10 protein-coding genes are annotated in these 13,182 nt (G+C 60.1%); 1 reads left to right on the top strand and 9 read right to left on the bottom strand.

All coding sequences use genetic code 11. From position 1 onward, the window contains the following. Window positions 1–49: 49 nt before the first annotated feature. The 9 genes from sucD to sdhC form a co-directional block, all read right to left on the bottom strand. Window positions 50–934, bottom strand: coding sequence for a succinate--CoA ligase subunit alpha (gene sucD / locus ACIP1G_RS29970; protein WP_016393102.1), 885 nt, complete (start codon window positions 932–934; stop codon window positions 50–52). Continuing rightward, on the bottom strand, window positions 934–2,100 hold the full coding sequence (gene sucC / locus ACIP1G_RS29965; RefSeq protein ID WP_201207068.1) for an ADP-forming succinate--CoA ligase subunit beta: 1,167 nt from the start codon (window positions 2,098–2,100) through the stop codon (window positions 934–936). Before sucC ends, sucD begins: the two co-directional genes overlap by 1 nt. A gap of 172 nt (window positions 2,101–2,272) precedes the next feature. Beyond that, a complete protein-coding gene (lpdA, locus tag ACIP1G_RS29960) occupies window positions 2,273–3,709 on the bottom strand; it encodes a dihydrolipoyl dehydrogenase (protein ID WP_201207067.1) in 1,437 nt (478 codons plus the stop codon). A gap of 95 nt (window positions 3,710–3,804) precedes the next feature. Further along, window positions 3,805–5,028 (bottom strand): 2-oxoglutarate dehydrogenase complex dihydrolipoyllysine-residue succinyltransferase, encoded by a 1,224-nt coding sequence (gene odhB / locus ACIP1G_RS29955; protein ID WP_400743826.1) that lies wholly within the window; start codon window positions 5,026–5,028, stop codon window positions 3,805–3,807. Window positions 5,029–5,070: 42 nt separating this feature from the next. After that, window positions 5,071–7,902 carry a 2-oxoglutarate dehydrogenase E1 component gene (locus tag ACIP1G_RS29950; RefSeq protein ID WP_400743824.1) on the bottom strand — a complete coding sequence of 944 codons (2,832 nt, stop codon included), beginning with the start codon at window positions 7,900–7,902 and terminating at the stop codon, window positions 5,071–5,073. 247 nt (window positions 7,903–8,149) lie between these two features. Continuing rightward, the gene (locus ACIP1G_RS29945) at window positions 8,150–8,854 is read right to left on the bottom strand and encodes a succinate dehydrogenase iron-sulfur subunit (protein ID WP_012315348.1); all 705 of its coding nucleotides are present in this window, start codon (window positions 8,852–8,854) and stop codon (window positions 8,150–8,152) included. An 11-nt stretch (window positions 8,855–8,865) separates the two neighbouring features. Beyond that, a complete protein-coding gene (gene sdhA / locus ACIP1G_RS29940) occupies window positions 8,866–10,638 on the bottom strand; it encodes a succinate dehydrogenase flavoprotein subunit (protein ID WP_172287553.1) in 1,773 nt (590 codons plus the stop codon). A gap of 3 nt (window positions 10,639–10,641) precedes the next feature. Continuing rightward, window positions 10,642–11,010 (bottom strand): succinate dehydrogenase, hydrophobic membrane anchor protein, encoded by a 369-nt coding sequence (gene sdhD, locus ACIP1G_RS29935; protein WP_008091903.1) that lies wholly within the window; start codon window positions 11,008–11,010, stop codon window positions 10,642–10,644. Beyond that, window positions 11,004–11,390, bottom strand: coding sequence for a succinate dehydrogenase, cytochrome b556 subunit (gene sdhC, locus ACIP1G_RS29930; RefSeq protein ID WP_008091902.1), 387 nt, complete (start codon window positions 11,388–11,390; stop codon window positions 11,004–11,006). Before sdhC ends, sdhD begins: the two co-directional genes overlap by 7 nt. A gap of 352 nt (window positions 11,391–11,742) precedes the next feature. Between sdhC and gltA the strand changes: the two genes are divergently transcribed. Beyond that, window positions 11,743–13,032 carry a citrate synthase gene (gene gltA / locus ACIP1G_RS29925; RefSeq protein ID WP_400743821.1) on the top strand — a complete coding sequence of 430 codons (1,290 nt, stop codon included), beginning with the start codon at window positions 11,743–11,745 and terminating at the stop codon, window positions 13,030–13,032. The last annotated feature ends 150 nt before the right edge of the window (window positions 13,033–13,182 follow it).

Here is a 13,182-nt window from a genome sequence, read left to right as displayed (position 1 = left end):
CAAAGGCCACCCGAAGGTGGCCTCTGTGCGCGTGGGGGGTGTAGCAGTATTACTTCTTGGCTTCCCAGCCAGTCAGCTCGGCCAGGGCCTTGCCGATGTCAGCCAGGGAACGCACGGTTTTCACACCTGCGTCCTGCAGGGCGGCGAACTTCTCGTCCGCAGTGCCCTTGCCGCCGGAAATGATGGCGCCAGCGTGGCCCATACGCTTGCCCGCAGGAGCGGTAACACCAGCGATGTAGGAAACGACAGGCTTGGTAACGTTAGCCTTGATGTAGGCTGCAGCTTCTTCTTCAGCCGAACCGCCGATCTCACCGATCATGACGATCGCTTCGGTCTTCGGGTCTTCCTGGAACAGCTTCAGGATGTCGATGAAGTTGGAGCCTGGGATCGGGTCACCGCCGATGCCGACGCAGGTCGACTGGCCGAAGCCGGCGTCGGTGGTCTGCTTGACAGCTTCGTAGGTCAGGGTGCCGGAACGCGAAACGATACCGACTTTGCCTGGCAGGTGAATGTGACCTGGCATGATGCCGATCTTGCACTCACCTGGGGTGATGACGCCTGGGCAGTTAGGGCCGATCAGGGTAACACCCAGCTCGTCGCACTTGACCTTGGCATCCAGCATGTCCAGGGTAGGAATGCCTTCGGTGATGCAGACGATCAGCTTGATGCCGCCGAAGGCAGCTTCCAGGATCGAGTCTTTGCAGAACGGAGCCGGTACATAGATGACCGAAGCGTCAGCGCCGGTAGCTTCCACGGCTTCCTTGACGGTGTTGAACACCGGCAGGCCCAGGTGGGTGGTGCCACCCTTGCCTGGGGTTACGCCGCCGACCATCTTGGTGCCGTAGGCGATGGCTTGTTCGGAGTGGAAAGTACCCTGCGAGCCGGTGAAGCCCTGGCAGATGACTTTGGTGTCTTTATTGATCAGGACGCTCATTACTTGCCCTCCGCAGCTTTGACAACTTGTTGAGCAGCGTCGGTCAGGCTGGTTGCCGCAATGATGTTCAAACCGCTTTCTGCCAGTACTTTAGCGCCCAGTTCGGCGTTGTTACCTTCAAGGCGAACAACAACCGGAACTTTAACGCCGACTTCTTTCACTGCACCGATGATGCCTTCGGCAATCATGTCGCAGCGAACGATGCCGCCGAAGATGTTGACCAGAACGGCCGCGACATTGCTGTCGGACAGAATGATCTTGAACGCTTCGGTAACGCGCTCTTTGGTAGCACCACCGCCAACGTCGAGGAAGTTGGCCGGCTTGCCGCCGTGCAGGTTGACGATGTCCATGGTACCCATGGCCAGGCCGGCACCGTTGACCATGCAGCCGATGTTGCCTTCAAGGGCAACGTAGTTCAGTTCGAACTTGGCAGCGTGGGCTTCACGGGCGTCGTCCTGCGACGGGTCGTGGAAGGTTTTCAGCTTAGGCTGACGATACATGGCGTTGGCGTCGATGTTGATCTTGGCATCGAGGCAGTGCAGGTCGCCATCGGCCTTGATCACCAGCGGGTTCACTTCCAGCAGAGCCAGGTCGTGATCCTTGAACAGCTTGGCCAGGCCAACGAAGATCTTGGCGAACTGAGTAACTTGCTTGCCTTCCAGACCCAGCTGGAATGCCAGCTCGCGACCCTGGAACGGCTGAGCGCCGACCAGCGGGTCGATGGTAGCCTTGAGGATCTTCTCAGGAGTGTCGTGCGCGACTTTCTCGATGTCCACGCCACCTTCGGTGGAGGCCATGAACACGATACGGCGGCTCGAACGATCGACTACAGCGCCCAGGTACAGCTCTTTGGCGATGTCAGTGCAGGATTCGACCAGGATCTTGGAGACTGGCTGACCGTTGGCATCAGTCTGGTAGGTAACCAGATTCTTGCCCAACCATTGCGCAGCGAACGCCTTGGCGTCTTCCTTGCTGCGAACCAGTTTGACGCCGCCCGCTTTACCGCGACCACCTGCGTGAACCTGGGCTTTTACGACCCACTCGTTCCCGCCGATCTTGTCGCAAGCTTCTGCTGCAGCTTCAGGGGTGTCGACTGCGAAACCCTTGGAAACTGGCAGGCCGTATTCAGCGAACAGCTGCTTACCCTGATACTCGTGAAGATTCATGCTTTTTACCGTCTTCGTTAGGTACTGCGCTTCGGTGCTGCGCCATTACTGGCGCCGCACCACCTGTGACCGTTGACCCCGGGTTATCCCATGTGATCCGGTCCGGCGGACGTTCCGCGGTGAGTCATGCACGCAAGACTCACGACGGGCTGCCCGCCGTGGTTTCTTATGATTAACGCTTCTTACGGTTGGCTACGTGAATGGCGCCGCCATTCACTGCCAGCGCTGCTTCATGCAACGCTTCGGACAGGGTTGGATGGCTGAAGACCATCATGCCCAGATCCTCGGCACTGGTGCCGAATTCCATTGCGATTGCGCCCTGCTGCACCAGTTCGGCAGCCGATGGGCCAATCACGTGTACACCCAGGACGCGGTCGGTCTTGGCATCGGCGATGACCTTGACGAAACCACCGGTGTCGTTGGCAGCCATCGCACGGCCGCTGGCCGCGAACGGGAAGGTGCCTACGTTAACCTCAACACCCTCGGCCTTCAAGGACTGTTCGGTCTTGCCGACCCATGCGATTTCCGGGTGGGTGTAGATGACCGACGGGATCAGGTCGTAGTTCATCTGGGCCTTGTGGCCCTTGATGCGCTCAACCACCATGATGCCCTCTTCCGAGGCCTTGTGGGCCAGCATCATGCCGCGTACCACGTCACCGATGGCGAATACGCCCGGTACGCTGGTGGCGCAGTGATCGTCGACGAAGATATAGCCACGCTCGTCGATGGTCACGCCGCTGTCGGCAGCCAGCAGATCAGTGGTCACCGGGCGACGGCCGACCGCAACGATCAGCTTGTCGAAGGTGATCTTCTGCTCGCCTTCAGCGTTGGTGTAGGTCACTTCAACTTCGTTGCCGTTGACTTTCGAGCCGGTGACGCGCGCGCCCAGCTTGATGTCCAGGCCTTGCTTGGTCAGGGTCTTCTGGGCTTCTTTCGACACGGCAGTGTCGGCAGCCATCAGGAAGGTGTCCAGGGCTTCCAGGACGGTCACTTCAGCACCCAGGCGAGCCCATACCGAGCCCAGCTCCAGGCCGATCACGCCTGCACCGATAACGCCCAGGCGCTTCGGTACGGTCTGGAATTCCAGGGCGCCGGTGGAGTCGACGATGACGTTCTGGTCGACCGGGGCCGGTGGAATGTCGATCGGGCGCGAGCCGGAAGCCAGGATCACGTTCTCGGCTTCGATGACTTCGGTGGTGCCGTCAGCCTTGGTGACTTCGACTTTCTTGCCAGCCAGCAGCTTGCCGTGGCCCTGGATCGAGGTAACGCCGTTGGCCTTGAACAGGGTGGCAACGCCACCGGTCAGATTCTTGACGATGCCAGCCTTGCGGCCAACCATCGCGGCGACGTCCATCTTCACTTCACCAGTGGAGATACCGTGGACGTTGAAGCTCTCTTTGGCTTCCTTGTACTTCCAGGAGCTGTCCAGCAGCGCCTTGGATGGAATGCAACCTACGTTCAGGCAGGTACCGCCCAGGGCCAGCTTGCCTTCGGCGTCGGTGTACTTCTCGATACAGGCAGTCTTCAGACCAAGTTGTGCGGCCTTGATGGCAGCAACATAGCCGCCAGGACCAGCACCAATTACCACTACGTCGAATTTCTGGGTCATAAAAGATTCCTTATCAGCAACTAGCTACAAGCCAAAAGCTGCAAGCCTACACGCTTCTACTTGAAGCTTGCAGCTTGCAACTTGTGGCTATTCGATTAGATGTCCAGCAGCAGGCGAGACGGATCTTCCAGCAGGTTCTTGATGGTGACCAGGAAGGTTACCGCTTCCTTGCCATCGATCAGGCGGTGATCGTAGGACAGCGCCAGGTACATCATCGGGCGAATCACAACCTGGCCATTGACGGCCATCGGACGCTGGATGATGTTGTGCATGCCGAGGATCGCGGCCTGCGGCGGGTTGACGATCGGGGTCGACATCATCGAACCGAAGGTACCGCCGTTGGTGATGGTGAAGGTGCCGCCGGTCATTTCTTCGATCGACAGTTTGCCGTCACGGGCTTTCTTGCCGAAGGTGGCAATGCCGTTCTCGATTTCAGCCAGGCTCATCGACTCGGCGTTGCGCAGTACCGGTACCACCAGGCCACGGTCGCTGGAAACTGCAACACCAACGTCGGCGAAACCGTGGTAGACGATGTCGTTGCCGTCGATCGAGGCGTTGACAGCCGGGAAGCGCTTCAGGGCTTCGGTAGCGGCCTTGACGAAGAACGACATGAAGCCCAGGCGTACGCCGTTGTGGGTCTTCTCGAACAGGTCCTTGTACTTCGAACGCAGGGCCATGACTTCGGTCATGTCGACTTCGTTGAAGGTGGTCAGCATGGCCATGTTCGACTGGGCTTCAACCAGACGCTCGGCGATCTTGGCGCGCAGGCGGGTCATCGGTACGCGCTTCTCGGTGCGGTCGCCAGCAGCGGTGACCACCGGAGCAGCAGCGGCGGCGGCAGGCTTGGCAGCCGGTGCAGCGGCAGGTGCCGACTTCTTGTTGGCAACAGCAGCCACCACGTCTTCCTTGGTGACGCGACCGCCTTTACCGGTACCGGCAACGGTAGCCAGGTCGATGCCGTTTTCTTCAGCCAGCTTGCGAGCGGCCGGGGCAGCGATCGGGTCGTCTTCGCCAGCGTCGGCAGTAGCAGCGGCTGGAGCAGCAGCAGGCGCGGCGGCAGCGGCAGGGGCTGCAGCAGCACCGCCTTCAACGATCGAACCCAGTACTTCGTCGGACAGGACGGTGTCGCCCTCGCCCTTGACGATGTCGCCCAGCACGCCATCGGCGGTAGCCAGCACTTCCAGGACAACCTTGTCGGTCTCGATGTCGACGATCAGCTCGTCACGCTTGACGGCTTCGCCCGGCTTCTTGTGCCAGGTGGCAACGGTGCCATCGGCAACCGATTCCGGGAAGGTTGGGGCTTTGATCTCGATAGCCATTATCAGTGTTTCCTTAAATTCGGTTTCAGGTGCGCGAAGGCGTTAGACAGTGAAGGCGTCTTGCAGCAGTTTTTCCTGCTGTTCGGCGTGCTTCGAAGCGTAACCACAGGCTGGCGCGGCAGAAGCGTCGCGGCCGGCGTATTCCAGGACCAGTGCCTTGTTGTGGCGGCCCAGGATACGGCGCATGTGGTGCTGGCTGCTGTACCAGGCGCCCTGGTTCATCGGCTCTTCCTGGCACCATACGGCGTGCTTGAGGTTGCTGTATTGCGCCAGGATTTCGACCAGGTCGTCTTCCGGGAACGGGTACAGCTGCTCGAGACGCAGGATGGCGATGTCTTCGCGGCCTTCGGCACGGCGTTTTTCCAGCAGGTCGTAGTAGACCTTGCCGCTGCACAGCACCAGGCGCTCGACCTTGGCCGGATCGATCGCGTCGATTTCCGGGATCACGGTCTGGAACGAGCCATCTGCCAGGTCTTCCAACGTCGAGATGGCCAGCTTGTGGCGCAGCAGCGACTTCGGCGTCAGGACCACTAGCGGCTTGCGCAGCGGGCGAATCACCTGGCGACGCAGCAGGTGGTAGATCTGGGCCGGGGTGGTCGGTACGCACACCTGGATGTTGTGCTCGGCGCACAGCTGCAGGTAACGCTCCAGACGCGCGGAGGAGTGCTCCGGGCCCTGCCCTTCATAACCGTGTGGCAGCAGCATGGTCAGACCGCACAGGCGGCCCCACTTGTGCTCGCCGCTGGTGATGAACTGGTCGATCACCACTTGTGCACCGTTGGCGAAGTCGCCGAACTGGGCTTCCCAGATCACCAGCGCGTTCGGCGTGGTGGTGGAATAGCCGTATTCGAAGGCCAGCACCGCTTCTTCGGACAGGAACGAATCGTACAGGTCGAAACGTGGCTGGCCCGGGAACAGGTTCTGCAGCGGGATGTAGGTGCTGGCGTCCTTCTGGTTGTGCAGCACCGCGTGACGGTGCGAGAAGGTGCCACGGCCGATGTCCTGGCCGGTCATGCGGATCGGGTGACCTTCGAATTGCAGGGTGGCGTAGGCCATGGTCTCTGCATAACCCCAGTTGATCGGCAAGCCACCGGCCTGCATCTTCTGACGGTCTTCGTAGATCTTCGACACCTGACGCTGGACCACGAAGCCTTCCGGCAGCTCAAGCAGCTTGGCCGACAGGTCTTGCAGGGTCTTGAGGTCGAAACGGGTGTCGTGACGCGCGGTCCAGGCATGGCCCAGGTATGGGCGCCAGTCGACGAACAGCTCGCGGTTCGGCTCCTTGACCAGGCTTTTTACAACGTGCAGGCCATTGTCCAGCGCGTTGCGGTACTCGTCGATCTTGGCCTGAGCGCGCTCGGCGTCGATGCGACCGGCCTGGATCAGTGCCTCGGCGTACAGCTCACGGGTAGTGCGCTGCTTGCTGATCTGCTGGTACATCAGCGGCTGGGTGCCGTTCGGCTCGTCGGCCTCGTTGTGGCCGCGACGACGGTAGCAGACCAGGTCGATGACCACGTCACGCTTGAACTGCATGCGGTAATCGATGGCCAGCTGGGTGACGAACAGCACCGCTTCCGGGTCATCGCCGTTCACGTGCAGGATCGGCGCCTGGATCATCTTGGCAACGTCGGTGGCGTACTCGGTGGAGCGCGCGTCCAGCGGGTTGCTGATGGTGAAACCAACCTGGTTGTTGATCACGATGTGCACGGTACCGCCGGTCTTGAAACCGCGGGTCTGCGACATCTGGAAGGTTTCCATGACCACGCCCTGGCCGGCGAATGCTGCGTCGCCGTGGATCGAGATCGGCAGCACCTTGTCGCCAACGGTGTCGTTGCGGCGGTCCTGACGGGCGCGCACCGAACCCTCGACCACTGGCGAAACGATTTCCAGGTGGGACGGGTTGAACGCCATGGCCAGGTGCACTTCGCCACCGGTGGTCATCACGTTCGAGGAGAAGCCCTGGTGATACTTCACGTCACCGGAGCCCAGCTCGTTCATCTTCTTGCCTTCGAACTCGTCGAACAGCTCGCGCGGGTTCTTGCCGAAGGTGTTCACCAGTACGTTCAGGCGGCCACGGTGGGCCATGCCGATCACGACTTCCTTGGTACCGTAGGAGCCGGAACGCTGGATCATTTCGTCCAGCATCGGGATCAGGCTCTCGCCGCCTTCAAGGCCGAAGCGCTTGGTGCCCGGGTACTTGGTGCCCAGGTATTTCTCCAGGCCTTCACCGGCAGTTACGCGCTCGAGCAGGTGGGCCTGCACGTCAGCGGAAAATTCCGGACGGCCGCGCACGCTTTCCAGGCGCTGCTGGAACCAGCTGCGCTGCTCGGAATCGACGATGTGGGTGAATTCGGCGCCAATGGTGCGACAATATGTCTTCTGGAGCGCATCGAAGATGTCGCGTAGGCTCGCCTCCTCTTTGCCGATGAACAGGTCGCCGGCACGAAAGGTCGTATCAAGATCGGCATTGGTCAAGCCGTAGTGATTGATCGACAGGTCTACGGGCGCAGGGCGCTGCCACAACCCCAACGGGTCAAGCTTGGCAGCCTGATGGCCGCGCATACGATAGGCCTGGATCAGTCGCAGAACTTCAACCTGCTTCTTCTCGTGTTCACTGCTCACGCTCCCGGCGGATACCGGTTGGGCGCGGCGCTGGTTCTTTGCCAGCAGTACGAAATGGTCGCGGATTGTCGAGTGCGATACATCGGTAGCGGTGCTGCCGTCGGCTGGCAACTTCTGGAAGTAAGTGCGCCACTCTTCTGGCACAGCGTTAGGGTCGTGCAGGTAGAGCTCGTAGAGCTCTTCCACATATGCAGCGTTACCACCTGAAAGGTGGGCGCTATCCCACATGCGCTGCATCACGCTTTCTTGCATGCTTGGTCACCCTCGATTAGGGGACTGATCGGCGAGAGCCACAGCAAACCTGGAAAAGTCCGAAAACTAGCGACTGAACCACGCCACCTGGATCCTGCTGATTTTCCGGGTACCAGCCCGGAAAGCCCCTGCTGGTCTCATATCTTCATAGGTAATGAGCGCGGGCTTTGTGGGCCCTTGCTCGGGTTTTACCTCAGTGCGGGCTCACCACCCGCACCTCGGCTTACTGCAGGTACAACACTTTGTATCAGGTGCCGCTTTGCAGCAGCATGTTACGTACGTGACCGATTGCCTTGGTCGGGTTCAGACCTTTCGGGCAAACGTTTACGCAGTTCATGATCCCGCGGCAGCGGAATACGCTGAACGGGTCATCCAGGGACGCCAGGCGCTCCTGAGTCTTGGTGTCACGGCTGTCGGCCAGGAAGCGGTAGGCTTGCAGCAGCGCAGCTGGGCCCAGGAACTTGTCCGGGTTCCACCAGAACGACGGGCAGGAAGTCGAGCAGCAAGCGCACAGGATGCACTCGTACAGACCGTCCAGCTTGTCGCGGTCTTCCGGCGACTGCAGGCGCTCGATGGCCGGCGCCGGGGTATCGTTCTGCAGGAACGGCTTCACCTTCTCGTACTGCTTGTAGAAGATGCTCATATCGACGACCAGGTCACGAATGACCGGCAGGCCCGGCAGCGGACGCAGAACCAGCTTGTTGCCCTTTACCACGCCCGACAGTGGGGTGATGCAGGCCAGGCCGTTCTTGCCGTTCATGTTCATGCCGTCGGAACCGCACACGCCTTCACGGCAGGAGCGACGGTACGAGAAACCCTCGTCCTTTTCCTTGATCAGCGCCAATACATCGAGAACCATCAGGTCCTTGCCGCCGGTATCGACGTCGAACGACTCCATCTTGGGCGCCGAGTCGGTGTCGGGGTTGTAACGGTAAACTTCGACTTTCAACATAGCAGCCACCCTTAGTAAGTCCGGATTTTTGGCTCGAAGGCCGGAACGGTCTTCGGCGCAAAGTTGACGCCGCGCTTGGCAACGCGCTTCTCACCCGGGTAGTACAGGGTGTGGCACAGCCAGTTTTCGTCGTCACGGTCTTCGAAGTCTTCACGGGCGTGCGCGCCGCGGGACTCTTTACGGGCTTCGGCCGCGATGGCGGTAGCTTCGGCGACTTCCAGCAGATTCTGCAGCTCCAGCGCTTCGATACGCGCGGTGTTGAAGGCCTGGGACTTGTCGTTGATCTTGACGTTGGCGATACGGTCACGCAGACCGGCCAACTGCTCGATACCCTTCTGCATGTATTCACCAGTACGGAATACACCGAAGTAGTTCTGCATGCAGCTTTGCAGTTCGCGCTTCAGGCTGGCAACGTCTTCGCCAGTGGAGCGCTCGTTGAGCTTGTTCAGGCGGTTCAGGGCAACGTCGATGTCGGTGTCGCTGGCGTCGAGGTGCTCGATGCCGTCGCTCAGCGCCTTCTCCAGGTGCAGGCCGGCAGCACGGCCGAATACCACCAGGTCGAGCAGCGAGTTGCCGCCCAGGCGGTTGGCACCGTGAACCGATACGCACGCCACTTCACCTACGGCGAACAGGCCAGGAATGATGTGATCCTTGCCCTCTTCGTCCATGGTGATGGCCTGGCCGTGAATGTTGGTGGCAACGCCGCCCATCATGTAGTGGCAGGTTGGAACAACCGGGACCGGCGCGACGACTGGGTCGACGTGAGCGAAGGTCTTGGACAGTTCGCAGATACCTGGCAGGCGGCTGTGCAGCACTTCCTCGCCCAGGTGGTCCAGCTTCAGCAGTACGTGGTCCTTGTTCGGGCCCACGCCGTTGCCGGCGATGATTTCCTTGACCATGGAACGGGCAACCACGTCGCGGCCGGCCAGGTCTTTCGCGTTCGGCGCGTAACGCTCCATGAAGCGCTCGCCGTGGGCGTTGATCAGGTAGCCACCTTCACCGCGGCAACCTTCTGTGACCAGTACACCGGCGCCGGCGATGCCGGTCGGGTGGAACTGCCACATCTCGATGTCCTGCACCGGCACGCCGGCACGCAGGGCCATGCCGATACCGTCACCGGTATTGATCAGGGCGTTGGTGGTGGAAGCGTAGATACGACCTGCACCGCCAGTAGCCAGAACAGTGGCCTTGGACTTGATGTACATGGTTTCGCCGGTTTCGATGCAGATCGCGATCACACCGACAAAGGCGCCTTCCTGGTTCTTCACCAGGTCAACGGCGTAGTACTCGTTGAGGAAGGTGGTACCGGCTTTCAGGTTGCCCTGGTACAGGGTGTGCAGCAGCGCGTGACCGGTACGGTCGGAAGCGGCACAGGTACGGGCGGCCTGGCCACCTTTACCGAAGTCCTTGGACTGGCCACCGAACGGGCGCTGGTAGATACGGCCGGTTTCGGTACGCGAGAACGGCAGGCCCATATGGTCCAGTTCGAAGACCGCAGCCGGGCCTTCCTGACACATGTATTCGATAGCGTCCTGGTCACCGATGTAGTCGGAACCCTTGACGGTATCGTACATGTGCCAGCGCCAGTCGTCGTTCGGGTCGGCCGAAGCGATGGCGCAGGTGATGCCGCCCTGGGCGGATACAGTGTGCGAACGGGTCGGGAAAACCTTGGTGACTACGGCAGTCTTGTGGCCGCCTTGAGCCAGTTGCAGCGCTGCGCGCATGCCGGCGCCGCCGCCACCGATGATGATGGCGTCGAAGGAAATGGTTGGAATGCTAGCCATGGATCAGATACCCCAGAGAATCTGCACACCCCAGACGAAGTAAGCGAACATCGCAACGCCGCATACCGCCTGGAACAGGAAACGAATCGCAGTTGCCGACTTGCCGAACGACATAGGCGTCAGGTAGTCGGTAGCAATGGTCCACATGCCGACCCAGGCGTGAGCGCCCAGGGCAACGAGGGCCAGCAAGCTGAAGATTCGCATCGCGTTATTGGAGAACAGACCATGCCACTGGGTGTAGTCGATGCCTGGGTGGGCGACCACGTAGCCGATCAGGAAGATGAAGTAAGCCGCGAGAACGACCGCAGAAACGCGCTGCGCCATCCAGTCATAGAGGCCCGAACGCGACAGGTTCGTGACATTGGTTACCATACCCAAACTCCCACCAGAACGATCAGCACCACGGAGATGACGATCACGATTTTCGAGCCCAGCTTGCCGCCTTCCAGCGTTTCACCGATGCCCATGTCCATGATCAGGTGACGAACACCTGCCACGAGGTGATAAAGCAGGGCGGACAGCAGGCCCCAGGTCACGAACTTGGCCAGCGGGCTGGTCAGACACGCCTTCACCTCACCGAAGCCTTCCTCGGAACCCAGCGACTTGCCCAGTGCATAAAGCATGATGGCAAGGCCGATGAACAGGATGACGCCGGAGATACGGTGCAGGATGGACGTGTACGCAGTGACGGGGAGCTTGATGGTCCTTAGGTCTAGGTTTACAGGTCGTTGGCTTTTCACGGCTTTTTTCACACTGAAGAGCCCCTAGCGAATCAGGGCAAAGTTGTTGGTAAGTGTACTGGTCAGGTACCCACCACCCAGGGAACGGCGACCCCCAGCAGTTCGGGCTTGCAAGCCCCTGGCGGTCGGGTGCCGAGTATAGACAGTTAGGCTGCTTATGACAACGTGACGGGCTAGCCCAAATAGCGCATTGCCTTTAATGAACAAAAGGCGTAAATGGGCGAGAATTTCGGGAAAAATCAGGCTTGTATGCCTGATTCAACAAGCCTTTAGGCAAATTGACATCTGAATTTATCCCTCTATAGTGGTGCGGGCCCTGCGTGGGGGGTCTGTCTGATGATTTCAAGCATTAATAGGAGGCCACATGGCTGACAAAAAAGCGCAGTTGGTCATCGAGGGCGCTGCCCCCGTCGAGCTGCCCATTTTAACCGGCACCGTTGGTCCTGATGTAATCGACGTCCGCGGGTTGGGGGCCACTGGTCACTTCACCTTCGACCCTGGTTTCATGGCGACTGCCTCGTGCGAGTCGAAGATCACCTACATTGACGGCGACAAAGGGATCCTGCTGCACCGCGGCTACCCGATCGAGCAACTCGCCGAACAGTCCGACTACCTCGAAACCTGCTACCTGCTGCTCAACGGCGAACTGCCGAATGCCGAGCAGAAGGCACAGTTCGTCAGCACCGTGAAAAACCACACCATGGTTCACGAGCAGCTGAAGTCCTTCTTCAACGGCTTCCGCCGCGACGCCCACCCGATGGCGGTGATGTGCGGCGTGGTTGGCGCCCTGTCGGCGTTCTATCACGACTCCCTGGACATCAATAACCCGCAACACCGCGAAATTTCCGCGGTGCGCCTGGTCGCCAAGATGCCGACCCTGGCCGCGATGGTTTACAAGTACTCCATGGGCCAGCCGATGATGTACCCGCGCAACGACCTGTCGTACGCGGAAAACTTCCTGCACATGATGTTCAACACCCCGTGCGAGATCAAACCGATCAGCCCGGTACTGGCCAAGGCAATGGACCGGATCTTCATCCTCCACGCCGACCATGAGCAGAACGCTTCCACCTCGACCGTTCGTCTGGCCGGATCGTCGGGTGCCAACCCGTTCGCCTGTATCGCCGCCGGTATCGCCGCACTGTGGGGCCCGGCCCACGGCGGTGCGAACGAAGCCGTACTGACCATGCTCGATGAAATTGGCGATGTTTCGAACATCGACAAGTTCATCGCCAAGGCCAAGGACAAGAACGATCCGTTCAAGCTCATGGGCTTCGGTCACCGCGTTTACAAGAACCGTGACCCGCGCGCCACCGTGATGAAGCAGACCTGCGACGAAGTCCTGCGCGAGCTGGGCATCAAGAACGACCCGCAGCTGGAACTGGCCATGCGCCTGGAAGAGATCGCCCTGACCGATCCTTACTTCATCGAGCGCTCGCTGTACCCGAACGTCGACTTCTACTCGGGGATCATCCTCAAGGCAATCGGCATTCCGACCAGCATGTTCACCGTGATCTTCGCCCTGGCACGTACCGTAGGCTGGATCTCGCACTGGAAAGAAATGCTCTCCAGCCCGTACAAGATCGGCCGCCCGCGCCAGCTGTACACCGGCGAGCAGAAGCGCGACATCATTGCGCTGCAGGATCGCAAGTAAGCTTTAATAGCCGAACGCAAAAAGGCTGCCCTCGTGCAGCCTTTTTTATTTGCCCTGTCCCGTCCTGAATAAGGTTTACACCTCCCATCCCGAATTTCCGGAGAGTCAGATGGAGCAAGGTGTAAAACGCACACAGCGTGATTACTCACT

It is taken from the genome of Pseudomonas sp. NPDC089392 (assembly GCF_044749595.1).
GTDB lineage: Bacteria > Pseudomonadota > Gammaproteobacteria > Pseudomonadales > Pseudomonadaceae > Aquipseudomonas.
Note: the sequence above shows the minus strand (reverse complement) of the source record. Positions and strands in the feature narration are given on the sequence as shown.

Coding starts and splice junctions, on each gene's coding strand:
- odhB (WP_400743826.1), bottom strand. CDS start 5,028: ATGGCTATCGAGATCAAAGCCCCAACCTTCCCGGAATCGGTTGCCGAT.
- lpdA (WP_201207067.1), bottom strand. CDS start 3,709: ATGACCCAGAAATTCGACGTAGTGGTAATTGGTGCTGGTCCTGGCGGC.
- sdhA (WP_172287553.1), bottom strand. CDS start 10,638: ATGGCTAGCATTCCAACCATTTCCTTCGACGCCATCATCATCGGTGGC.
- sdhD (WP_008091903.1), bottom strand. CDS start 11,010: ATGGTAACCAATGTCACGAACCTGTCGCGTTCGGGCCTCTATGACTGG.
- sucD (WP_016393102.1), bottom strand. CDS start 934: ATGAGCGTCCTGATCAATAAAGACACCAAAGTCATCTGCCAGGGCTTC.
- gltA (WP_400743821.1), top strand. CDS start 11,743: ATGGCTGACAAAAAAGCGCAGTTGGTCATCGAGGGCGCTGCCCCCGTC.
- ACIP1G_RS29945 (WP_012315348.1), bottom strand. CDS start 8,854: ATGTTGAAAGTCGAAGTTTACCGTTACAACCCCGACACCGACTCGGCG.
- sucC (WP_201207068.1), bottom strand. CDS start 2,100: ATGAATCTTCACGAGTATCAGGGTAAGCAGCTGTTCGCTGAATACGGC.
- ACIP1G_RS29950 (WP_400743824.1), bottom strand. CDS start 7,902: ATGCAAGAAAGCGTGATGCAGCGCATGTGGGATAGCGCCCACCTTTCA.